The following is a 19,501-nucleotide window of genomic DNA, read 5'->3' as shown; positions in this document are numbered from 1 at the left end:
CGTTTAGGATGCCGCCCATGAAACGCCGTCTCCGCTACGCCCCCTCGCTGACCGACCGCCTCGCCGTCTGGATTGCCACCGGATTTGGCATTGGGCTGGTGACCCCCGCTCCAGGGACCGTTGGAGGCCTCTTGGGCCTGCCCCTGTCATGGGCCATTTTTCAACTCCCCACCCTCGGTTGGCAGGTTATCGCCACCTTAGTAGTGGGACTCATCGCGACGAATATTTGTTCGCGGGCTGTGCGAATGATTGGTGGTGACGACCCGCAGGAAATCGTGCTCGACGAAATCGCCGTGCTGCCAATCGTTTATTTGGCCAGCGGGCTGACCAATTGGCGGGTGCTGTGGGTCGGTTGGCTGCTGTTTCGGTTGTTCGACATTACCAAACCGCTGCCTGCGCGGAATCTCGAAAAACTGCCCGGCGGTTGGGGCGTGATCGCCGACGACGCCGCGGCCGCGTGTTATGCGTGTCTCACGCTGTGGATTCTGCAGGGACTCGACCAGACCTACGCCTGGGGCCTGCTCACTCCGATAGTTGTGAGTTAAACTATTGCCGATTGGGTGCCACTGCTGGCTTGCCCAGCAGTGTTTCTTGTTCTTGAAGTTCCTGCCATGTCCGCTCAAATTCTCGACGGCAAAAATCTGGCCAAGCAAATTCGCCGCGAGTTGGCCGACGAAGTGGCTACGTTCCATAAAGAGTCGGGTATCACCCCCACGCTCGCAGCGGTGCTCGTGGGCGATGACCCGGCGAGCGAAGTTTATGTCCGTAACAAACGTAAGGACTGCGAAGAAGTCGGTATCGCTAGTGTCCTCGAAAAACTTCCGGTTGAGACGACGCAGGAACAACTGCTCACGGTTATCGAACAGCTCAACGAAGATTCCCGCATTCACGGCATCCTCGTGCAACTGCCACTACCCAAGCAGATCGATACCGAAGCCGTTTTCGAAGCGGTGAGTCCCCACAAAGATGTCGATGCGTTTCATCCTGAGAATGTGGGACGACTCGTCCAAGGCCGGCCGGTGTTCTTGCCTTGTACGCCGCATGGGGTGGTAGAGCTTTTGAAGCGTAACAACATTCCGACCGCGGGTAAGCACGTCGTGGTTGTGGGTCGCAGCGATATTGTCGGTAAGCCGCTCTCAATTATGCTCGCCCAAAAAGGGGCCGATGCCACGGTCACGCTCTGCCACAGCCGCACAGCCGATTTGCCGAGCGTCACACGGCTTGCGGATATATTGGTTGTGGCCATCGGCAAGCCCAACTTTATCACCGCCGACATGGTCCGCCCCGGCGCGACGGTCGTCGACGTCGGCATCAATCGGGTTGAATCAGGACTCGTGGGCGACGTCGATTACGAACCAGTGAGCGAAGTCGCGGGCGCGATCACCCCCGTCCCCGGCGGCGTGGGGCCCTTAACACGTGTGATGCTGCTGGTGAACACACTGACGGCAGCGCGACGAAGTTCAACGTAAAGAACAGTCACCACGTTAGCTCATCAGCCGATTTTTTTCGCGTGTTCTCTTCAATTCCTGTGATGTGCCCGCCGGAAAGATGAATCACGCGGTCGGCCATGTCGGCGATGACGGCGTTGTGGGTGATGACTGCCGTCGTTGTGCCGAGGTCTTTGTTGATCCGCTGAATTGCATCGAGCACTAGGATCCCGGTTTCGACATCGAGCGCGCCGGTCGGTTCGTCGCACAAGAGCACCGCTGGCCGCTTCGCCACCGCACGGGCAATCGCCACCCGTTGTTGTTCACCCCCCGACATTTGCGCGGGGAAGTGATCCATGCGCTCGCTCAAATTCACCATAGCCAACGCATCCTCAGGCTTCATGGGGTTCTTGGCAATCTCGGTGATCAGCGCCACGTTTTCCCGTGCCGTCAGGCTGGGGATGAGATTGTAGAACTGAAACACAAACCCCACGTGCTCGCGGCGATAACTCGTGAGTGCCGCGTCGTCGAAGCTGGTAAGCTGTTTGTCGTGATAGGTGATCGTCCCCGTGCTCGGCGAATCGAGTCCCCCCAAGATGTTCAGCAGCGTACTCTTGCCGCTCCCAGACGGACCGAGCAGCACCACGAACTCACCCGTGAAAAGATCGAGATCAACCCCCTTAAGGGCGTGAACATCGACTTCGCCCATGTGGTAAGTCTTGGTGATCCCCCGGGCGGTAAACACCGATTCGCGCTGCGTGGCCGTGGCTGACATGCTCTCAGTATCGAGCGTATGCAAGCCAGAGTCAAATCAAGAGAAACCACGAATTTAACGAATAGCACGAATAAATTCTTATTCGTGGTTAAATCTTATTCTGCAATCTCAGCGTCATTAATAATCAACGGTTCGCCTTCGCCGGGGATGATCTCGACGTTCACCATTTTGATTCCATCCACGTGACGAATCTCAAGCCCCGCCCGCTCGGATTTGATCTTTACGTTCTCCAGCAGCACATTCTTGATCGGACTTTCTGGCAAGCCGACGATAAACCCAGCGTCCTTGGTGCTGGTCGCAGTGAGATTGCGAATCGTGATATTGCTGTAAGCGGGGGTCGTTTTAGTGACTTCCTTAGGCTCTTCGATTTTGGGAATCTTGGGATAGTAACAGGTGATCGTGATCGCCCCCGCCACGTCTTTCATTGTGATGTTTTCGCAGAGGAAGTTCACAACTGCTCCGCCCTTCTTGCGGTCGGTCTTGATCCGAATGCCGTTGTCGGTCCCTTCAAACGTGCAGTTTCGCACAACGACGTCCTTCACCCCGCCGACGATTTCGCTGCCAATCGACATGCCGTGACCATGCTTGAACGTGCAATCGGTCACCGTGAGCTTGTCGGAAGCGAACTCACGCCCGGGGGCCGGCTTGCCGCTTTTCACAGCCACGTTGTCATCCCCCACGTCGATCAAACACCGCGTAATCGTCACGTTGCGACACATGCTGGGATCAATCGCGTCGGTGTTGGGCGCACGTTCGGGGGCGAGGAACGTGGCATCTTCAACCACGACGTTCTCGCAATCGGTTGGCACGAAATGAAACTTCGGCGCGTTTTGAATCGTCACGCCGCGTACCGTCAGGTTGTTCACGCGAGTCAGCACAATGAGATTAGGTCGGGGCAGCGTGTACCCCGATTTCTTTTGCCGTGCTTCCTCAGCCGGAATCCACCAGCGCTGGCCTGAACCATCGATGATCCCTTCCCCTTCGATGACGACGTTGTTCAAATCTTTGCCGGTAAGGAAATGATTGAACTCCCCCGGCTTATCCGTGCGGGCATAATCCGCAGGATCATCGGTCGCTTTGAGCATCGCCCCCTTTTCGAGTCGCAAAGTGGTGTCGGTGCGAACCACTAAAGGCTTGCAGAGGTAAGTTCCCTCAGGGAGCAACACCACACCGCCGCCATCGGCTTTGCCACATTCGTTAAGCGCCTTCTGCACGGCGTCGGTATCCAGCGTCGTCCCATCGCCGGTCGCACCGTAGTCGCGAACATTGAAGATCGTTTCCGCGGCAACTGTTGAAACCAACACAGAGAAAAAAATCCAGCAACACACGAAGGAACGTAAGCACGAACAAACCATGGCAACGAGTTTCCTAACGAAAAAAGAAAAGGTGAACGGTTTATTCTATGCGAAGAAAATTTTACTTGCAGCGGTTTGATGAGAGAAAACCCCGTTCGCAAAGCGAAACCAATTCTTGCAGTTCCTAAAGCAAGCAGGGTTCTTAACTTGCAGCGCAGTTACGCCGTCTTCGCCTCCGTGCCGGTTGCGAATTGTTGTGAATCCTTGATAATTGCCTCATCACATCCCGCTATCGGAGGCCCCGCCATGATCCGTTCGTTCGTTTTTTCGCTTGCTCTTTTCTTTACTGCCAACTGCGCCCACGCAGCCATTCAAACCAAAACCATCGACTACAAAGCGGGCGACACCGACTGCAAAGGTTTCCTGGCGTGGGACGATGCGATTGAAGGCCCTCGCCCCGGAGTGCTGGTCGTTCACGAATGGTGGGGGCTCAACGAGTACGCGAAAAAGCGGACCGAAGAACTCGCCAAACTCGGCTACGTAGCTTTTGCAGCCGATATGTATGGCGAGGGCAAAACGACGTCGCATCCCGCCGACGCCGGCAAGATGGCGGGTGAAGTGCGTGCCAACATCGACCAATGGCGCACGCGGGCGCAAGCCGCGCTCGACGTGCTCAAAGAGCAACCGCAGTGTGACAAGGAAAAACTCGCTGCGATTGGCTACTGCTTCGGTGGAGCAACAGCCCTGCAGTTGGCCTACACCGGCGCCGATCTCGACGCGGTCGTCACATTCCACGGGGCCTTACCCGCCGCCACTTCCGAGGAAGCCAAACAAATCAAAGGCGAAATCCTGGTTTGCCACGGTGCCGACGACCCAATGATCGGCCCCGACGCCGTCGCCGCGTTTAAGAAGGCCCTCGACGACGCGGGGGTGAAATACGAATTCGTCGCCTACCCCGGCGCGGTCCACAGTTTCACCGTCCCCACAGCCGACGAAGTGGGGATCGAAGGCATCAAATACAACAAAGATGCCGACGAAAAGTCGTGGCAGGCAATGAAAGACTTGTTTCAGCGAACATTAGGGAAGTAAACTTGCTGCTTTCCGTTCTCTGGGGTCATTGATTTGCCCATACTCGGCTTGGCTCAGTTCGCGCTGGTTCTCCTATCGATCTTGCCGGCGCAAGATCCGACGCGGCGTGTTCATGATTTGGCCAACCTGCTCAGCGCCCAGCAAACTCAAGCGATCGAAAGCATCGCCGCCGACGTCGAACGTCAAACCACCGCGCAAATCGCGGTCGTCACGGTTCCGTCGCTCGATGGTCGGACGGTCGATGACTACGGCCACGAGCTGTTCAACACTTGGGGCATCGGCCAGAAGGATGTGAATAACGGCGTGCTGCTGTTGGTCGCCCCGAATGAACGCCGAGTGCGGATCGAAGTCGGTTACGGCCTCGAACCATTGCTGACCGATGCGATCTGCGGCGAGATTCGCGATAATAAGCTCATTCCGTTCTTTCGCAACGATAATTATCCCGCGGGAATCGAAGCCGGCACACGCGCGATTGCCGACGTGCTGCTTTCCGACAAAGCCGCCGCGCGGGGCGATCCTAACTCGGGCCCTCTGCTAGCCCGCTGGACCCGGCAGCGAGCCCAGTTAGCAGCCGGGGGACTGGCCGTGTTGGCGGTCTTGTTACTTGTGTTAAGTGTTGTCGTCGCTCGGCGCCGCGTGTACTCCAGCACCGCATTTCTGTTCATTTCCGGTCTCGGTGTGCTGCTCGTCGCTGCCGCGGCGTATTTCACGTGGCAAAGTCCTGCCGGTGATCAGCCGTTTGCCTGGTTTGGAGGTGCGACGTTCGCGTCGGTCGGGGCTTGGTTTTCCAATCTCAAAAAGTATCGCCGCTACGGGCCGCACGGTTGCTCCAAGTGCGGGACGCAGTTGGAACTGTTGAGCGAACAAGAGGAAGACCCGAAACTCACCGAAGTGCAGCGGCTCGAAGAGAAGATCGGCTCGGTCGATTACGATGTTTGGTACTGCCCCGCGTGTTTGCATAACGACACCGAACGTTACGTGCGCATCTTCTCGGGCTTCAAAGATTGCCCCGCTTGCAAGGCGCGGACATTCAAGGAAGACCCACAGAAAACGATTCAATATCCGACAACCAGCAGTTCAGGAACGGCTAAGATCGAAGGCCGCTGTGTCTCCTGCAATCACAAGACAACTCGCACGGTGATCTTGCCGAAAATTTCGACATCAAGTTCCAGTTCGTCGGGCGGCTCGTTTGGTGGTGGAGGCGGCGGAGGCGGCGGCGGAGGTGGTGGGGGATTCGGCGGCGGCTCGAGCGGAGGCGGTGGTGCCTCGGGAGGTTGGTAAATGTTCTTCACCTACGGCGCGATTCTGATCTGTGTGACGATCATCGTTTGGTATTGGCTCACCTTCAACTCGCTAGTGAAGGCTCGCAATGCCGTCGATCAAGCGTGGTCGCACATCGAAGTGGAGCTCAAGCGTCGCTTCGATTTGATTCAAAATCTCGTGGAAGTGGCTAAAGGTTACGCCCGTTACGAGAGCGACACGTTTCAAAAAGTGACGCAACTGCGGACCCAATCCAACCCGTTTGCCAATGCCTCGGCGGCGAACAAGGTCGAGCCCGCCCTGCATCAAACGATTGGCCAGATCATGGTGCTGGCCGAAGATTACCCACAACTGCGGGCCGATCAAAGTTTCTTGAATCTGCAAACGGAGCTCGCGGAAACCGAGAATCGCATCGCCGACCGTCGGCATGCTTATAACCAGACGGTCAACCTCTACGCGAATCTGCTCCGTTCGATTCCGTCAAACATCGTCGCCGACGTTCACGACTTCGCCGAGCGGGCGTTCTTCGAGGCCCCCGAGGAAGTCCAACAAGCCCCCACGGTGCAACTGTCATGAAGAAGCTCATCATCCCGGCGGCGTTGTTGGCCATGGCGGCCTTTATCGGGGCAGCTTTCGTGCTCGATTGCGTCCGGCTGGCCAGCGCGGCCCACGAGCGCGTCGAACTCGCCGACCACGAAATGGCGAAGCACGAAGCAAGGCTGGTGAAAACTTTGGAAGGTTTCAACAAGCGCACACCCGAAGTCGACGCAGCGCTCGAGGAATACGCCGAAACGTGGGAGATTGAACCCCGTCACGCAGCGTATGACAAACTCGTAGCCAGTTTCCAAAAAACCATGGCGGGTGACATCGACGCCACGAATCCCATCAATCGCAAGTTCATGGACGACGTCGCCGGCGCGATCAACCGTCGCCAAGTGGCTGAAAAACAGTTTGATGGCGAATGGCAGGCGTGGCAGGAGTTTTTGAAATCGCAACGGGGGAGAGTGGCGAGCGCGTTTGTTGAAGTCAATTCATTTTCCAAGTAGCCAAAGTTGCACAGTAGCCGCGATTCAACGAATCACAGGGCAATTCATTCGTGAACGTAGGCCCAGTCGCCAATTCGCTCAAGCGAACCGCTATAGCCCGTTTCTGGGTAATTCTGCATTGGAAAATAAAGTATCTGATCGAAATTGATACCGACATTGGGCGTAAAAACTGACAATGCCCAAGCGTTGTCGTGGTACTGGTCGCGGGCTTCTTCGCCGGTGTGATAGCTGTAGTTTGGGTAGCCACCCAAACCCGTCGATGGAATTTCTGGAAGAAACTTTGGAACAAGTTCACTAAGCGTTTTCGGTGGTTTCTGGTGTTCTTGCTCGAACTGTTTGATGGCATTAACCAGTAACTCACTACGAGTTGAAAATGGCGCGACCTTGGCCATACGAACTTTTTGTCCAAGCCGTACACCAATGCCAAAGCTAAGAAACATGCCAAATGAAATCAATAACGCGAGAGCCGCAACGCCAGGCGTTTTATTTTGTACAAGGAGCTTCGCACAGAATACTGCTATAGTGACAAAACACGCGAGCATAAATAACGGAAAGCCAAACGCGATTTCGAGGAAGAAGCGATTGCCATAAGGCGACATCGCTATCCATTGGGCTAGAGGAAAATAGAACAGCGGTAGAATTGCCAAGACAGAAGCAAGGATTAAATATTTCTTGGCCATAGCAATACAGATTCACTCAAATCAATTCCCCTCATTCAACGGCAACATCTCACCCACGGCACTCACCGCAGCATCTTCCGCGGCCCACTGGTTGAGCTTCGTTTGAATGAAGTCGATGATCGCCGCTTGTTCGGTGCCGCCGCGGCCTTCCACGCTGAGGGCGGGCCCAAACGCGAAGCGGACTTTCTTCGCTGGGTTGATTGGTCCGAAGTCGGCGATTGGTTTTCCTAAACCCCACGCCGTGGTTTCCAGCGCGACGGGCACGATCGGCACGCCCGCGCGACTGGCCAATTTGACCCCAATCGAATTGAACTTCGCCGGATCGAAAGCCAATGCACGACGACCTTCGGGGAAGATAATGATCGACGTCCCCTGCGCGAGCCGCGTCATGCCCCCTTCCATCATCAGCTTCAGATCTTGCCGGGCGTCCCTGGTGGTGACCGCCACGGGATCGCGCGACCGCATTACATATTTGAAGACTGGGTAGTTGAGCAAACTTGACTTCACAACAAACGTGGTTTTTTTGATCGGCTGCACAAGTGCCGGCATGACCATCGTCTCCAGCGAGCTGAGGTGGTTGCCGACCACGAGGCACGGCCCCGCCACTTGCCGCAGATAGTTGAGCCCCGTGATCTCGAACTTCACGCCGACGTTTTCGAGATAGCGAATCAAGAGCTGGCTGCTTGCCGCCCAGGCTTCGTCGTCGTATTTGCCTCGAAAGGCCTGCCAAGCACTAGTAAAGGTGAGCCCAGCAAACCGCGCGTGGAAAGTGAGCGAAGGAAAGATGCGCGCAAACCAGCCCACTTTTTGAGGGGCAGTGAAATAGTTGTCGCCGGAAAGATCGATAAGCCTCATGCCAATAGAATACCCGGGCAAGAATCCCGTGGGGAGGCGGGAATTTGTGGCCGAGGTCTGTGACCTCGGTCCTTGGCATCCGAACTCACAGAGGTCAGCCACAGACAAAAAAGGGGGCCGCGTGTTCCGACGCGGCCCCCAGCCTTCCAAAACAAACACAAAACGAAGCTTACTTAATCTCGACCTTCCGCGGCTGCGCGGCGGGCGACTTGGCGACCGTCACGTGCAGCACGCCGCTATTCAGTTCGGCACCGATGCTGTCGACGTCAATCGCATCGGGCAGGCTGAACGAACGGGTCACTTTGCCGTAAAACCGCTCTTCACGCCAACCTTTGCGTGTGGCGTCGCTCTCCTCGTGCTTCCTTTCGGTCGAAATGGTCAGCGTGCCTTTGTCGAACGTAACGTCGACGTTTTCACGCTGCACACCCGGCACATCGAGTTCAATGTGATAGGCGTTTTCATCCTCCCACAACCCGGCAGGAGAGTGTCCCGCACGCAAGCCGGTGGGTGCGAGCATCTGGTTTAAAAACGAGTCGAACTCAACCAGATTCGCAGGCAAAAATTCACGCAAACGATTCTTGGGGGTCAAACTATTGGTCATGGTAAAACCTCCTTCTCAAAAAGCCTCTTATGACCTCGCGGCAGCAAGCCTACAGCCGCCGCTGACAGTTACTCAGTCACGAAAGAGCCTAAAAGCAGGTCGCGTACCAATCGAATTTGAGTGGTGGATGATCAGGCGCAAGTCATTTTCAGAATTTACTTTGTGACGATTCGCCAGAGATTGGATTGCCAGAATGGCAGTGCCAAGTTGGCGTTTGGAGGGAGCGGAGAAGGGGTGGGGCTGCCGTTTTGGCAGCAAAAAACAAGGCCGCGCGAACTCATGTCCACGCGGCCTTAACAGTGCTAGTGACTGGGGTCCAGCCAACGCTCAGTTCCGCGTCAGCGTCAACTCCATCATCTTGAATTCTTTCCCCGTCTTGGGATCGGGGCCAAACATCTCGAGCTTCTTCGTGTTGGCGTCGACGGTCGTCTCGACCTGGCGCATTACGATTGGCTTCTTGGTCAGTGGGCAATATCCATCGTATTTCCAAGTCATCGTTTTGCCGTTCTCGGAGAGTTCGCCGCTGCCCTTCATCATGCCCGTGGCGTAGTTGTCGAGCCACACCGAGTTAAACTTTTGTGTGATGTTGTCAAACCCGTAAATCGCCAGCCCGTTGAATGGCCCCATTCCAGGCATTTCGCCTTTCATTTCACACTTGATGAAGCGGCCATCCATCAAGGGCGTCATTTCAGACGTTCCTTCGCTGAGAATCGCTTCCGTGTCGGGACCCATCCACGATTTCGTCTTGCACGTCCATGTGCCAATGTCGGCTGCCAGATGCTTGTGCATCTCGCCCGGCATCGCCGCGGCCATCATCGCCTGCATATCTTCCATCGTCCAACCCGGGGGAAGCTGCATCGGCGGGGCTTCTCCTTGCGTTTGTTGAGCATTCGCAAGGGATGCCATGCCACATACACAAACGATCAAGGCATTCAAACAAACACGAGTCATTTTCATCATCCACCTCCTCAATATGTTATCGAAACACAAACTTCAAATCCGACTTCGTAGCGGTGCGAGCGCCCGCAGGCGCGGATCGCGTAGATAAATCCCTAACCAAAGCACGACACCCATCGCAACCGGCATCCAAAACGGTTCGCTCAGCCGGACATGAACGGCAGTGGCTCCGCCTAAATAACCCGTGAGCAAGATTGCCCCCAGCACCGCTGTCTGCGGTATCAAATACAGGATCGTGCTGAGAAGTTCCACAATGCCCAGCGGCACGGCCGTGTTGAGCGGCCAATTCTGTTCCGCGAATCCTTTCGTCACGACTTCCGACTGCATGAGCTTGAAAGCGGCGCTCATCACGAGTAGCGGACACGGCAAGACCGTAAGAATCCAACCGGCGATGGTCATCGCTTTCGATTGGGCCAGAGGGGTTTGGTAATCAGTGGACATCTTTAACACGCCTTTCGATTTAATGTGATGCGACCGGGGCAGCCGGCGACGATTCGACAATCGACCGCATGTTGGCGAGCCCTTGCTCAAAATCCTTGCCGATCATTTTGTCGCAATCGACGATCATTCCAAAGGCCTTTCCCATGAAACTATTCCTGCCATGCATGCTCCAAGTGACCTGCGTTTGATCGCCGACGGGCTCGAACACGAATTCTCCCGTGTTGACGGCCTTCATCGGCCGCAGGAATTCGAGCCGAATCGCCACGATCTTGTGGGGTGTACTTTCAACGATCGTCATCTTGCCTTCGCCGACTTCGTTGTTGCCCGACCAACTGAACTTGGCCCCTTCCCCCGCTTCGGGCCCTTCGTAGGCGGTCTTGGAGTTGGGATCGCGTTTCGCCCAAGGGGACCACTCTTCCCAGTTGTGAAAGTTGTTCACCTGGGCGAACACATCCGCGGGCGAGGCATTCATCGTGGCTGAACGCTCGTAACGAAAATCCGCTGGTCGTGTCGCCACGACGATCACCAGCAGAGCCACAACAACGGCAATACCTAGCATTATGTATGTCAGCATGGACGCTTACTCCACAGTTTCATGACTTCCAGCCGCATCGCAACGCGATGCACGGCGCGAGATGGTCGTTACATTTCCTGCGGCACGATCACCATCCATGACACGCCAAGCTTGTCGGCGACCATGCCGAACTTGGGCGAAAAGAAGGTCTGCATCATCGGCATCTGCACCTGGCCCCCTTCGCCCAGTCCCGCGAAGATGCGTTCGGCATCGGCCTCATCCTTGGCGAGTGCACACATCGAAATCCCGGCAAACTTCGCGGTCTCAGCGCTGTTGCCATCCGACATCATCACCGTGCTTTCGCCGATGAGAACTTCCGTGTGCATCACTTTTTCTTCCCAATTGGCGGGGACCATGCCCCCTTCACATGCCCCCGGCGGACCTTCCTTGAATCGCATCAGAAATTGAACTTGCGCACCGAGCACTTTTTGATAAAGCTCCAAAGCCTCATCACAGCGGCCATTAAAATACAAATAAGGTCGAATAGTCATGAAATTCTCGTTTGTAGGGGGAATGTTTCTCGAACAGGCGGATGCTATTTCTTCTTTTTGTAATCAGCGATCATGATCGTGTTCCATTCCCCCGCGCCATTGTCGACCGCGGAGTTGAACTGATAGTGATCCGGCGAAAGAAACTGAATCTGCTCGCGATATTTGCCCATCTTGTTGAAGTCGTTCATCAGCGGACCTTCGGTCAGCAATGTGAGGGTGTCGCCGTCGACGGTTCCCTCGTAATGCCACATATAGCCGGTCACCGAATCGCTCCATGTGCCGACGTACTTTTGTTTCTTGGCGTCGTAACCGAGTTGCATGATGCTTTGCACCTTCTGGCCCATCGCTTCACCCTTGCTGGAGCAAACGATCCAAAACGGCCCCATCATTTTGCATTCCTGCTCACCCTGGCATTCCATCGGAGGTTGCCCCGGCTCGCCCTGGACCTCCGCCTTGGAGGTCCAATCCCCAACGAATCGTTCCAAAAACTTGTGTTCTGGCTGGGGTTGTGGCATTTCGGGCATCTCTTGAGCCAAGGCAAAATTGGCACAAGCGATCGTCAGTGCAAAGACAGTCAATAAAAAGCGTTTCATGATAAGTTTCCTTTTAGTTAAAAATAATCAATGTCATCCTGAGAGAGGCTCGCCGACCGAAGGATCTGGTCTCCACCACCAACAGGTTCAAATTTTGTTGCGAATAAAATCTAGATTCTTCAGTCGCTTAGGCTCCCTCAGAATGACCTACTCCCCCGGCAACCCAGAGAGTTCCATCACTGGCCGAATCTCGACCGTGCCGTGTTTCACGCCAGGGTGCCGCGCGGCAATGTCAATCGCATCCTCGAGCGAGTCCGCCTCGATCAAATAAAAACCTCCCAGGACTTCGGTGGTCTCCGCAAACGGTCCGTCGGTAATCACCGGCTTGCCGTTGCGCACGCGCACGCTCGTGGCGGCATCGCTCCAAGCGAGCGGCGCGGCCAAAATATACTGCCCCTTGCTGTGCAACTCGTGAGTCAACTCCACGGCCTCGGCCATCGCCGCTTCATGCACCTGGGTGCCGGCTTCTTTCCAATACTTTTCGTCGTCGTAACTCAACAGCATGTATCGCATGCTTCTGTCTCCTTCTAATTGTCATTCTGAGAGAGCCTAAGCGACCGAAGAATCTAGCTTCCATCAGTCAAGTGCCGAGAGCTATGAGTCGAGTGTCATACAGTCTGGCTCTAGATTCTTGACCAGCTGCTCTCGACAACTTGCCAGATACTTCAACTCGCAGAACTCGCTTCGGAATGACAAACTTTCTCCGGCAATCCCGAGAGTTCCAGCACCGGCCGCACCTCCACGGTCCCTTTCCGTGCCCCCGGAACCCGCGTGGCGATCGTGATCGCTTCGTTGAGGTCCTTGGCTTCGATCAAAAAGAACCCGCCGAGTTGCTCGCGAGTTTCCGCGAACGGCCCGTCAGTGACTATTCGCATGCCATCACGCACCCGCACGCTCGTGGCCGTGGCGACGGGATGCAAGGGCGATGCGCCTCGGAATTGACCCCGGCTATCAAGTTCGTGTGTCAGCTCCGTCGACTCGGCGTAGCAATGCTCGCGCTCTTCGTTAGTCCAATCCTTTTCGTCAGTATAAATGAGCAGCATATATCTCATGTTGTTCTCCCAGCATTTAGATAAATCGACCGCAAGAAAATGACTCGTGGTACGAGTTGCTTCCCTAGCAGAGTGCCCAGCGACACGATGCACAAAACGATCAATGTTGTTCGCAACAGCGAGGCCGTCGACAAAGAAATTCCCATCCCTGTTGCCAACCCGACATAACCCATCACGCACACCGGACATTTCGGCATGACCGCCAGTAACGCACTCGGCACAAGCCAACCCGCCACGGCGAACAAGCGTTGTGCTCGCGCCGTCTTGGCTTCGCTTGTGTGATGACAGCAACAGGAATTCATGATATCCCCTGCATTGGTTTGTTAGGCATTTTGGTTGTTTATTAGCAGAATGTACAGCAACACTCCGACCTCACGACTCTGGATCAAATCCGAATACGCGAAGCTCCTGATCACAGCGACAGGCTTTCGCCAAACGTGCGGCCCAGGTGATGGCCTCCTGTTTTGTAGGCAGCTCAAGTACAGCCAATCCCCCATTGAGCGGAGGCGCCCACGGGTAGCCTCCCTCTGTCACAGAGCCGTTTGCCGAAACGAGAACGGGCGGTACTGTTTCATCAATACCTCCGCCGAAAACGTAGACGCCCGCTTCCTTCGCCTCACGTATCACGGCATGAGAGTCGTGACTCACCGACTCCCACTCACCGTCGGGGATTTTCATCGCAGCACTGGGGAATGAAATTAAATACTTTGCCATGATCTTCTTGGTCTAAGAATCTTGCGGTTAGTGAGACAGGCCATGCCTAACAATTTCTTATCCCCCGTAAGTCGGCTTCTGGGGCCAACCGACGGGCGAATCTTCAAAATCTTCCTGCCGGCCGTAGGGCGTCAGATCGAGTAACGCATAGGAATCGGTGACCGACTCGCAACCGCGACCGTACGTCGAGTAAGTGTGGTACACGTCGTCGTCCAAGCGGAAGAACACGCTCAAGCCATGGTTCTCGCCTTCTAGAAACCAAGGCTCTTCTTGTTGGCGTGATTCCAGTTCCGTTTGTGCCCGGTAGTTGTATTCCAGCGGCACGACATTCTTATCCTGGGTCACGTGGAAGTCGTAGTTAAAGTCGCTGCCAAACGACGACACCCAGCGACGCTCCCAACCTTGCTCGGCTTTATAGTTCTCAAGTTTTTCGAGCGGAGCACGCGACACTAGCACGTAAGTAGTGTCGCGCTTGTTGAGCATCGAAAGATCGCCCAGCGAATTCACCAATCCCGTGCAGCCGGGACAACCCTTTTCCCAGGCTGGATCGAACATGAAGTGATACATGATCAGCTGACGCCGCCCGTCGAAAAGATCAACGAGACTCACCTTGCCTTCGGGTGAATCGAATTCGTAGTCCTTCTCGATCTTCACCATCGGCAAACGCCGCCGCTCGGCATTGACGCGATCTTTGTGCCGGGTGAGCTCCTTTTCGGCGACGAGCAGTTCCCGTCGCGAGGCGAGCCATTCGTCGCGTGATGCAATTGGTGGATGAGAGATTGTTGCAGTTGTCATAATAAAACTCCTCTATGAGCGAGCCGGGTCGTCCCGACCCCGAATACCCGGCCCTGTTTGCGTTGTTTCACTTCTTCGCCAACTCCGCCGCGAGGCGCTGTTCCTGCTCGCGAAGTTCCGGCGTCATTGCCTCGCCAAAATCTTCCATGTCGAAAATTTGGCGAATCTCTACTTCGGTGTCGTTCTCCGGGTGAGGATGTGGGCACCGCTTGAGCCATTGAATGGCTTCGTTCAGTGAACTGCACTTCCAAATCCAATAGCCAGCCACCAGTTCCTTGGTCTCCACGAATGGACCGTCAATCACGGTGCGCTGATCGCCAGAGAACCGAACCCGCGCGCCCTTGGAACTGGGATGCAAGCCATCCCCTGCCTGCATGATGCCGGCTTTCACCAACTCCTCGTTGTACTTGCCCATCTCTGTGAGCAACTGTTCGCTAGGCATAATGCCCGCTTCTGAATCTTTCGTGGCTTTGACAATGACCATGAATCGCATTGTTTATGTCCTCCTGATACGTTGTACTGGAAAACCCTCCCCTAGCCCCTCCCCGAGTACCGGGAGGGGGGATTCTAATTCCCATCGTAAGCGGCTTGCAGTTTTGCAATATCGAGTTTCACCATCTGCATCACGGCCTGCATCATGCGGTCCCCTTTCACTGGGTCCTTCATCCACTCCTCAAACTTTCGGGGACTGATTTGCCACGACAGACCGTACTTGTCTTTCAGCCAGCCGCACTGCACTTCTTGGCCTCCGTTGGCCGTCAGCTTCGACCAGTAGTGGTCGATCTCTTCCTGAGTATCACAATTGACGATGAGCGAGACCGCCTCGTTGAACTGAAAAATCGGTCCGCCGTTGAGCGCCATGAACTGTTCGCCGTTAAGCTCGAATGTCACCGTCAGCACAGTCCCCTTCGGCATTGGCATATTTTCGCCGTAGTGCGTCACCTGATTGATCTTCGAATTCTTGAATATCGACACGTAATACTCGGCCGCCTCAAGAGCTTGCGTGTCGAACCAAAGGCATGGTTGAATCGTCTGCATGATTATGTTCTCGATGAGGTCATTTTTTTATGTTGAATAGCCGCGATTCAACGAATCGCCGGTCCTGCGATGCGTCGCATCGCGGCTACTGCGTGTTTACCGCACGAACGACGGATCCATCCAAAAATGTCCCCAGTTGTGGCCATCGAGATCTTCAAAGCCCCACTCATACATAAAGCCGTGATCTTTCGGCTCATCCGGGATTTTGCCACCAGCGGCGAGGGCCTTCTTCACAATCTCATCTACGGCCTCGCGTGACTTGCAATTGAGTGACGTGAGAACCTCGACGTTCGAATTCGCGTCGATGATTTTCTTCGTCGTAAATGTCGCGAAGAATTTCTCGACCAGCAGCATTGTGTAGATGTTTTCGCTGATGATCATGCAGGCCGCATTCTCGTCGGTGAACTGCGGATTGAACGTGTAGCCCAACTTGCCGAAGAACTCTTTCGATTTTTCCAAGTCCTTCACCGGCAGATTGATGAATACCTTTTGGTCGTGCATGATCTTATTCCTTATTCAATAGCCGCGACGCAACGCGTCGCAGGGCCCTTTTAATGATTCAAAAACTTCGTTTTTGTCCGCCGAGCACTAAGTAGTCGACCAGCGAGAGCCCAAATCGACAGACCGCGAAAATTTTTCTCAGGAAATTTCGCGCCCAAGAAAATGGCCGATATTTGGCCGAAAATCAGCCCAATTCAGCCAGTCGGCCCGCCAAAAAACGTCGCTCTGGTTCCTGACGAGCCAGCCGCAGGGCTTGCTGATAAGAAGTGCGGGCGTCGGCCGTTTTGCCCAGCCGTCGGCAGAAATCGGCCCGGGTTGCGTGGGCCAAATGATAGTCCGCCAATTCGCCCCGCGTGAGAATCGCGTCGACCAATTCCAAACCCGCAGCGGGACCATCGCGCATCGCCACCGCCACGGCTCGATTGAGTTCCACCACCGGCGAAGGCGAAATGCGAGCGAGTACGTCGTAGAGCCCAACGATTTGTGACCAATCAGTCGCGCTCGCTGTATCCGCATCGGCATGAATGGCCGCGATGCCGGCTTGTATCATGTAGGGCCCAAATTGTTGCGAGGCAAACGCTCGATCCACCAATTGTTGCCCTTCCTCGATGTGCTCATGGTTCCACAGCGAGCGATCTTGATCATCGAGCAGAACGATCTCACCTTCGGCTGAATTCCGCGCCTCGCGCCGCGATTCGTGCAGCAACATCAAAGCCAACAAACCCAGAACCTCGGCATCGGGTAACAATTCAACCATCAACCGCCCTAGCCGAATGGCTTCTTGCGAGAGGTCCGCGCGCGTGATGGATTCTCCCGACGAAGCGGAATACCCTTCGTTGAACACCAAGTAAATCACTTGTAGCACGGTATGCAGTCGGTCGGGCAAATCTTCACGCGACGGAATTTGATACGGAATCCCCGCGTCGCGGATTTTTGATTTTGCCCGCACGATCCGTTGCGCAAGCGTCGTGGGAGTCGTTAGAAACGCACTGGCAATTTGTTCGGTAGTCAGCCCACAAACTTCGCGCATCGTAAGGGCCACTTGCGCTTCGGGTGACAACGCGGGGTGACAACAGGTAAAGATTAGCCGCAATCGGTCGTCTTCGATCTCGTCACGATCAACGTTGGGCTCCGTGACGGTATCGATACGATTCGCCTCGAATTTCTGATAAATAGCCGTTAGCGATGCATCAAACCGTGCCCGGCGGCGCATCGTGTCGATGGCTTTGAATCGCCCCGCCGAGACGAGCCACGTCCGCGGATTGGCGGGCACACCCTCGGTAGGCCATTGCGCAACCGCCGCCGCGAACGCATCGGAAAGCGCTTCCTCGGCCAAATCGAAATCCCCCAGCAGCCGCACGAGCGTGGCAAACACCCGCCGCGATTCGCTGCGGTAGACGCTATCGACGATGTCTCGGATGTCGCCTGCTAAGGTCGTATTCATAAAGAAGCCCAGTTAAAGACTTGCACCACAAAGTCACCAAGAGCACTAAGCTAGGCCGAATATCATTACGTTTGTCACGAGTAATTCTAAATCAACTGAAAGATGGGGTCGATTTGGAATTTTTTAATATTCTTCGTGTTCTTAGTGTCTTTGTGGATGAATCTTATTGGACTTTTCTTATTTGGGTCAGCAATTCCGCCAAGCGAGCCAGATGCTGCTTGCCCCCCTCGATCGCGCCGTACTTGAGCACCACTTCGTCGCGTGCCTCAGCGGTCGGAAACTGGTGTTTCATCGTGACCCGCGTTTTGTCCCCTTCGGTGGTGAAAAAAACTGAAGCTTGAAACCATTCTCGCTGGCCATCGCCATGGGAGTGAATGATCCGCTCCGGCTTCACGATTTCGATGTACTTGACCTCGTTGGGATAATCGGTGCCATCAGGACCATGCATGGTGTAAATCCAAAGCCCGCCGGGACGGAAGTCGTGTGATTTGGTCGTCGTGGTGAACCCATTGGGGCCCCACCACTTCGCGACGTGTTCGGGATTGGTCCACGCCTCCCAAACCAATTCGCGCGGTGCGTCGAGCAACCGCGTGATCACGATTTCGTTGTCAGCCGCTTCAAGAACTTGGGATTCGTGCTCGCTCATGATTTGTTCCCTAAATGCTCTTCCAACCGATCAAAATTCTGCTCGTTCGCCGCGGGAACAAACGCCTTCACCTTTTCCCATTCCTCTGGCGATTCAAATCGTTGCCGCCAGGTGAGCCGCGTCTTCCCCTCGAATTCAAAGTAAGTCATCGTCATCAGAAATCGGTGCATGGTCCGCAGATGATCGAAGACAATGCGTTTGGGTTCGCTGATTTCGACAAACACACTCTCGTTGCGATAGTCGGTGCCATCGGGCCCATGCATCGTGAGATGCCAATCGCCATCCACGCGAAAATCGAATTTGAGAATCGTATTGGTGAACCCATCGGGGCCCCACCACTTGGCGAGTTGCTCCGGATCGCTGAACGCACGAAACACTTGCTCCTGAGGAAAATCAAACACCCGCGAGCATACGTATTCGCGGTCTGGGCAAATTGGCTGCCCTTCGGAATAGTCTTTCAGCAATGTGCCAATCAGAGCCGTCCAACCCGCGGCAAAATTCTCGCGAGCAAAAGCGGGCAGCTTCGGAAGCGTCTCCAATCCCGAGTGCGTGAGCTTGATGCGCGTTTCAGCGCCATGCTCGAACAACTCCATGGTCACGAGCGTGTCGCCGGGTTGGCCGTCATAGCGCCAGGTGTAGGCCAGTTTCTTTTGGGGCACAACTTCCTTAACCACACAATGATGCAGCCACTTGACCTGATCGTGGTCCTCGGCCGTGAATTGAAACTCGCAGCCTACCTCGGGGCGAAAGTTTTCAAATTCCATGAACCACTGCTTGATGGCCATCGGATCAATCATCGCTTGCCACACGAGCGCCACCGGCGCATCGTAAGTCCGTTCGATGACGAAATCGTCGGCGGGGTTATTTGTGTTTGCGTCCACGTTTCTTTTTCCCTTGCACTGTTTTGCCTTGCAGTTCCGCTAAATAATCATCGAGCCGATCAAATCGCTCGTCCCAGAATTGCCGATATTGCTCGACCCATTGGGCGGCCTCGCGCAACGGCTTGGCGTTGAGCTTGCATGGCCGATATTGTGCCGCGCGGCTACGCTCGATGAGCCCCGCCTTCTCTAAGACTTTCAAATGTTTCGAGATGGCCGGCAGCGTCATCTCAAACGGCTGGGCCAACTCCGACACACTCCGTTCCCCCTTGGAAAGCCGCACGAGAATGGCTCTCCGCGTCGGATCGGCTAGGGCGGAAAACGTATGGGTCAGTTGATCGGCAAGCAT

Annotated in this window: 28 protein-coding genes; 6 read left to right on the top strand and 22 right to left on the bottom strand. The window is 55.2% G+C overall.

Translation table 11 applies throughout. The features are described from left to right. Nucleotides 1–17 precede the first annotated feature (17 nt). Both AC6T8Q_RS21125 and folD read left to right on the top strand, forming a co-directional pair. Nucleotides 18–545, top strand: coding sequence for a phosphatidylglycerophosphatase A family protein (locus tag AC6T8Q_RS21125; RefSeq protein ID WP_496920593.1), 528 nt, complete (start codon nucleotides 18–20; stop codon nucleotides 543–545). A gap of 66 nt (nucleotides 546–611) precedes the next feature. Further along, nucleotides 612–1,469, top strand: coding sequence for a bifunctional methylenetetrahydrofolate dehydrogenase/methenyltetrahydrofolate cyclohydrolase FolD (folD, locus tag AC6T8Q_RS21120; RefSeq protein ID WP_500680963.1), 858 nt, complete (start codon nucleotides 612–614; stop codon nucleotides 1,467–1,469). A gap of 7 nt (nucleotides 1,470–1,476) precedes the next feature. Here folD and AC6T8Q_RS21115 read toward each other — a convergent pair whose 3' ends face one another. Continuing rightward, on the bottom strand, nucleotides 1,477–2,202 hold the full coding sequence (locus AC6T8Q_RS21115; protein ID WP_500680962.1) for an ABC transporter ATP-binding protein: 726 nt from the start codon (nucleotides 2,200–2,202) through the stop codon (nucleotides 1,477–1,479). A gap of 95 nt (nucleotides 2,203–2,297) precedes the next feature. Further along, nucleotides 2,298–3,506 (bottom strand): glycoside hydrolase family 28 protein, encoded by a 1,209-nt coding sequence (locus AC6T8Q_RS21110; protein ID WP_500680961.1) that lies wholly within the window; start codon nucleotides 3,504–3,506, stop codon nucleotides 2,298–2,300. Nucleotides 3,507–3,803: 297 nt separating this feature from the next. Here AC6T8Q_RS21110 and AC6T8Q_RS21105 point away from each other — a divergent pair, with 297 nt between their 5' ends. The 4 genes from AC6T8Q_RS21105 to AC6T8Q_RS21090 are packed head-to-tail and all read left to right on the top strand — an operon-like array spanning nucleotide 3,804 to nucleotide 6,892. Continuing rightward, entirely contained in the window at nucleotides 3,804–4,586 is a 783-nt protein-coding gene (locus AC6T8Q_RS21105) for a dienelactone hydrolase family protein (RefSeq protein WP_500680960.1), read from the top strand. Nucleotides 4,587–4,619: 33 nt separating this feature from the next. After that, on the top strand, nucleotides 4,620–5,867 hold the full coding sequence (locus tag AC6T8Q_RS21100; RefSeq protein ID WP_500680959.1) for a TPM domain-containing protein: 1,248 nt from the start codon (nucleotides 4,620–4,622) through the stop codon (nucleotides 5,865–5,867). Then, the gene (locus tag AC6T8Q_RS21095) at nucleotides 5,868–6,422 is read left to right on the top strand and encodes a LemA family protein (RefSeq protein WP_500680958.1); all 555 of its coding nucleotides are present in this window, start codon (nucleotides 5,868–5,870) and stop codon (nucleotides 6,420–6,422) included. It begins immediately after the preceding gene. Continuing rightward, on the top strand, nucleotides 6,419–6,892 hold the full coding sequence (locus AC6T8Q_RS21090) for a hypothetical protein (protein WP_500680957.1): 474 nt from the start codon (nucleotides 6,419–6,421) through the stop codon (nucleotides 6,890–6,892). Before AC6T8Q_RS21095 ends, AC6T8Q_RS21090 begins: the two co-directional genes overlap by 4 nt. A 44-nt stretch (nucleotides 6,893–6,936) precedes the next feature. On the opposite strand, the gene AC6T8Q_RS21085 is transcribed toward AC6T8Q_RS21090, so the two are convergent. From AC6T8Q_RS21085 to AC6T8Q_RS20990, 20 genes are all read right to left on the bottom strand, one after another. After that, on the bottom strand, nucleotides 6,937–7,572 hold the full coding sequence (locus tag AC6T8Q_RS21085; RefSeq protein WP_500680956.1) for a hypothetical protein: 636 nt from the start codon (nucleotides 7,570–7,572) through the stop codon (nucleotides 6,937–6,939). Nucleotides 7,573–7,593: 21 nt separating this feature from the next. Continuing rightward, complete coding sequence (locus AC6T8Q_RS21080; RefSeq protein WP_500680955.1) at nucleotides 7,594–8,427, bottom strand: lysophospholipid acyltransferase family protein; 834 nt, start codon at nucleotides 8,425–8,427, stop codon at nucleotides 7,594–7,596. 169 nt (nucleotides 8,428–8,596) lie between these two features. Beyond that, on the bottom strand, nucleotides 8,597–9,028 hold the full coding sequence (locus tag AC6T8Q_RS21075) for an Hsp20/alpha crystallin family protein (RefSeq protein ID WP_500680954.1): 432 nt from the start codon (nucleotides 9,026–9,028) through the stop codon (nucleotides 8,597–8,599). 327 nt (nucleotides 9,029–9,355) lie between these two features. Then, nucleotides 9,356–9,985, bottom strand: coding sequence for a DUF1579 domain-containing protein (locus tag AC6T8Q_RS21070; RefSeq protein WP_500680953.1), 630 nt, complete (start codon nucleotides 9,983–9,985; stop codon nucleotides 9,356–9,358). A 36-nt stretch (nucleotides 9,986–10,021) separates the two neighbouring features. Continuing rightward, nucleotides 10,022–10,426 carry a DoxX family protein gene (locus AC6T8Q_RS21065; RefSeq protein ID WP_500680952.1) on the bottom strand — a complete coding sequence of 135 codons (405 nt, stop codon included), beginning with the start codon at nucleotides 10,424–10,426 and terminating at the stop codon, nucleotides 10,022–10,024. A gap of 19 nt (nucleotides 10,427–10,445) precedes the next feature. Further along, nucleotides 10,446–11,000 carry an SRPBCC family protein gene (locus tag AC6T8Q_RS21060; RefSeq protein ID WP_500680951.1) on the bottom strand — a complete coding sequence of 185 codons (555 nt, stop codon included), beginning with the start codon at nucleotides 10,998–11,000 and terminating at the stop codon, nucleotides 10,446–10,448. A 68-nt stretch (nucleotides 11,001–11,068) separates the two neighbouring features. Beyond that, nucleotides 11,069–11,491: a VOC family protein gene (locus AC6T8Q_RS21055; protein WP_500680950.1), complete on the bottom strand. Its 423-nt coding sequence runs from the start codon at nucleotides 11,489–11,491 to the stop codon at nucleotides 11,069–11,071. Nucleotides 11,492–11,535: 44 nt separating this feature from the next. Beyond that, the gene (locus AC6T8Q_RS21050; protein ID WP_500680949.1) at nucleotides 11,536–12,084 is read right to left on the bottom strand and encodes a DUF1579 domain-containing protein; all 549 of its coding nucleotides are present in this window, start codon (nucleotides 12,082–12,084) and stop codon (nucleotides 11,536–11,538) included. Between the two features lie 147 nt (nucleotides 12,085–12,231). Then, complete coding sequence (locus tag AC6T8Q_RS21045) at nucleotides 12,232–12,597, bottom strand: YciI family protein (protein ID WP_500680948.1); 366 nt, start codon at nucleotides 12,595–12,597, stop codon at nucleotides 12,232–12,234. A gap of 152 nt (nucleotides 12,598–12,749) precedes the next feature. Beyond that, nucleotides 12,750–13,136 carry a YciI family protein gene (locus AC6T8Q_RS21040; protein WP_500680947.1) on the bottom strand — a complete coding sequence of 129 codons (387 nt, stop codon included), beginning with the start codon at nucleotides 13,134–13,136 and terminating at the stop codon, nucleotides 12,750–12,752. Next, nucleotides 13,133–13,438: a hypothetical protein gene (locus AC6T8Q_RS21035; RefSeq protein WP_500680946.1), complete on the bottom strand. Its 306-nt coding sequence runs from the start codon at nucleotides 13,436–13,438 to the stop codon at nucleotides 13,133–13,135. The genes AC6T8Q_RS21040 and AC6T8Q_RS21035 overlap by 4 nt, the downstream gene beginning before the upstream one ends. 70 nt (nucleotides 13,439–13,508) lie before the next feature. Further along, nucleotides 13,509–13,850 carry a YciI family protein gene (locus AC6T8Q_RS21030; protein WP_500680945.1) on the bottom strand — a complete coding sequence of 114 codons (342 nt, stop codon included), beginning with the start codon at nucleotides 13,848–13,850 and terminating at the stop codon, nucleotides 13,509–13,511. A 57-nt stretch (nucleotides 13,851–13,907) separates the two neighbouring features. Then, nucleotides 13,908–14,645 carry a DUF899 domain-containing protein gene (locus tag AC6T8Q_RS21025; protein WP_500680944.1) on the bottom strand — a complete coding sequence of 246 codons (738 nt, stop codon included), beginning with the start codon at nucleotides 14,643–14,645 and terminating at the stop codon, nucleotides 13,908–13,910. 67 nt (nucleotides 14,646–14,712) lie between these two features. After that, nucleotides 14,713–15,138, bottom strand: coding sequence for a YciI family protein (locus AC6T8Q_RS21020; protein WP_500680943.1), 426 nt, complete (start codon nucleotides 15,136–15,138; stop codon nucleotides 14,713–14,715). Between the two features lie 74 nt (nucleotides 15,139–15,212). Then, on the bottom strand, nucleotides 15,213–15,683 hold the full coding sequence (locus AC6T8Q_RS21015; RefSeq protein WP_500680942.1) for a VOC family protein: 471 nt from the start codon (nucleotides 15,681–15,683) through the stop codon (nucleotides 15,213–15,215). Nucleotides 15,684–15,779: 96 nt separating this feature from the next. After that, entirely contained in the window at nucleotides 15,780–16,184 is a 405-nt protein-coding gene (locus tag AC6T8Q_RS21010) for a VOC family protein (RefSeq protein WP_500680941.1), read from the bottom strand. A 184-nt stretch (nucleotides 16,185–16,368) separates the two neighbouring features. Continuing rightward, nucleotides 16,369–17,628: an RNA polymerase sigma factor gene (locus AC6T8Q_RS21005; RefSeq protein WP_500680940.1), complete on the bottom strand. Its 1,260-nt coding sequence runs from the start codon at nucleotides 17,626–17,628 to the stop codon at nucleotides 16,369–16,371. Between the two features lie 163 nt (nucleotides 17,629–17,791). Beyond that, nucleotides 17,792–18,274, bottom strand: coding sequence for an SRPBCC family protein (locus AC6T8Q_RS21000; protein ID WP_500680939.1), 483 nt, complete (start codon nucleotides 18,272–18,274; stop codon nucleotides 17,792–17,794). Then, nucleotides 18,271–19,155, bottom strand: coding sequence for an SRPBCC domain-containing protein (locus tag AC6T8Q_RS20995; protein ID WP_500680938.1), 885 nt, complete (start codon nucleotides 19,153–19,155; stop codon nucleotides 18,271–18,273). The genes AC6T8Q_RS21000 and AC6T8Q_RS20995 overlap by 4 nt, the downstream gene beginning before the upstream one ends. Then, entirely contained in the window at nucleotides 19,136–19,501 is a 366-nt protein-coding gene (locus AC6T8Q_RS20990) for an ArsR/SmtB family transcription factor (RefSeq protein WP_500680937.1), read from the bottom strand. Before AC6T8Q_RS20990 ends, AC6T8Q_RS20995 begins: the two co-directional genes overlap by 20 nt.

Origin of the sequence: Bythopirellula sp., from assembly GCF_041737835.1 — a bacterium.
Taxonomy (GTDB): domain Bacteria; phylum Planctomycetota; class Planctomycetia; order Pirellulales; family Lacipirellulaceae; genus Bythopirellula.
This window is presented reverse-complemented; position numbering and strand designations above follow the sequence as displayed.

Excerpts from the sequence above, each read along its gene's own strand:
- AC6T8Q_RS21125 (WP_496920593.1), top strand. The coding sequence starts at position 18 with ATGAAACGCCGTCTCCGCTACGCCCCCTCGCTGACCGACCGCCTCGCC.
- folD (WP_500680963.1), top strand. The coding sequence starts at position 612 with ATGTCCGCTCAAATTCTCGACGGCAAAAATCTGGCCAAGCAAATTCGC.
- AC6T8Q_RS21115 (WP_500680962.1), bottom strand. The coding sequence starts at position 2,202 with ATGTCAGCCACGGCCACGCAGCGCGAATCGGTGTTTACCGCCCGGGGG.
- AC6T8Q_RS21105 (WP_500680960.1), top strand. The coding sequence starts at position 3,804 with ATGATCCGTTCGTTCGTTTTTTCGCTTGCTCTTTTCTTTACTGCCAAC.
- AC6T8Q_RS21095 (WP_500680958.1), top strand. The coding sequence starts at position 5,868 with ATGTTCTTCACCTACGGCGCGATTCTGATCTGTGTGACGATCATCGTT.
- AC6T8Q_RS21090 (WP_500680957.1), top strand. The coding sequence starts at position 6,419 with ATGAAGAAGCTCATCATCCCGGCGGCGTTGTTGGCCATGGCGGCCTTT.
- AC6T8Q_RS21085 (WP_500680956.1), bottom strand. The coding sequence starts at position 7,572 with ATGGCCAAGAAATATTTAATCCTTGCTTCTGTCTTGGCAATTCTACCG.
- AC6T8Q_RS21080 (WP_500680955.1), bottom strand. The coding sequence starts at position 8,427 with ATGAGGCTTATCGATCTTTCCGGCGACAACTATTTCACTGCCCCTCAA.
- AC6T8Q_RS21075 (WP_500680954.1), bottom strand. The coding sequence starts at position 9,028 with ATGACCAATAGTTTGACCCCCAAGAATCGTTTGCGTGAATTTTTGCCT.
- AC6T8Q_RS21070 (WP_500680953.1), bottom strand. The coding sequence starts at position 9,985 with ATGAAAATGACTCGTGTTTGTTTGAATGCCTTGATCGTTTGTGTATGT.
- AC6T8Q_RS21065 (WP_500680952.1), bottom strand. The coding sequence starts at position 10,426 with ATGTCCACTGATTACCAAACCCCTCTGGCCCAATCGAAAGCGATGACC.
- AC6T8Q_RS21060 (WP_500680951.1), bottom strand. The coding sequence starts at position 11,000 with ATGCTGACATACATAATGCTAGGTATTGCCGTTGTTGTGGCTCTGCTG.
- AC6T8Q_RS21055 (WP_500680950.1), bottom strand. The coding sequence starts at position 11,491 with ATGACTATTCGACCTTATTTGTATTTTAATGGCCGCTGTGATGAGGCT.
- AC6T8Q_RS21050 (WP_500680949.1), bottom strand. The coding sequence starts at position 12,084 with ATGAAACGCTTTTTATTGACTGTCTTTGCACTGACGATCGCTTGTGCC.
- AC6T8Q_RS21045 (WP_500680948.1), bottom strand. The coding sequence starts at position 12,597 with ATGCGATACATGCTGTTGAGTTACGACGACGAAAAGTATTGGAAAGAA.
- AC6T8Q_RS21040 (WP_500680947.1), bottom strand. The coding sequence starts at position 13,136 with ATGAGATATATGCTGCTCATTTATACTGACGAAAAGGATTGGACTAAC.
- AC6T8Q_RS21035 (WP_500680946.1), bottom strand. The coding sequence starts at position 13,438 with ATGAATTCCTGTTGCTGTCATCACACAAGCGAAGCCAAGACGGCGCGA.
- AC6T8Q_RS21030 (WP_500680945.1), bottom strand. The coding sequence starts at position 13,850 with ATGGCAAAGTATTTAATTTCATTCCCCAGTGCTGCGATGAAAATCCCC.
- AC6T8Q_RS21025 (WP_500680944.1), bottom strand. The coding sequence starts at position 14,645 with ATGACAACTGCAACAATCTCTCATCCACCAATTGCATCACGCGACGAA.
- AC6T8Q_RS21020 (WP_500680943.1), bottom strand. The coding sequence starts at position 15,138 with ATGCGATTCATGGTCATTGTCAAAGCCACGAAAGATTCAGAAGCGGGC.
- AC6T8Q_RS21015 (WP_500680942.1), bottom strand. The coding sequence starts at position 15,683 with ATGCAGACGATTCAACCATGCCTTTGGTTCGACACGCAAGCTCTTGAG.
- AC6T8Q_RS21010 (WP_500680941.1), bottom strand. The coding sequence starts at position 16,184 with ATGCACGACCAAAAGGTATTCATCAATCTGCCGGTGAAGGACTTGGAA.
- AC6T8Q_RS21005 (WP_500680940.1), bottom strand. The coding sequence starts at position 17,628 with ATGAATACGACCTTAGCAGGCGACATCCGAGACATCGTCGATAGCGTC.
- AC6T8Q_RS21000 (WP_500680939.1), bottom strand. The coding sequence starts at position 18,274 with ATGAGCGAGCACGAATCCCAAGTTCTTGAAGCGGCTGACAACGAAATC.
- AC6T8Q_RS20990 (WP_500680937.1), bottom strand. The coding sequence starts at position 19,501 with ATGCTTGCCGATCAACTGACCCATACGTTTTCCGCCCTAGCCGATCCG.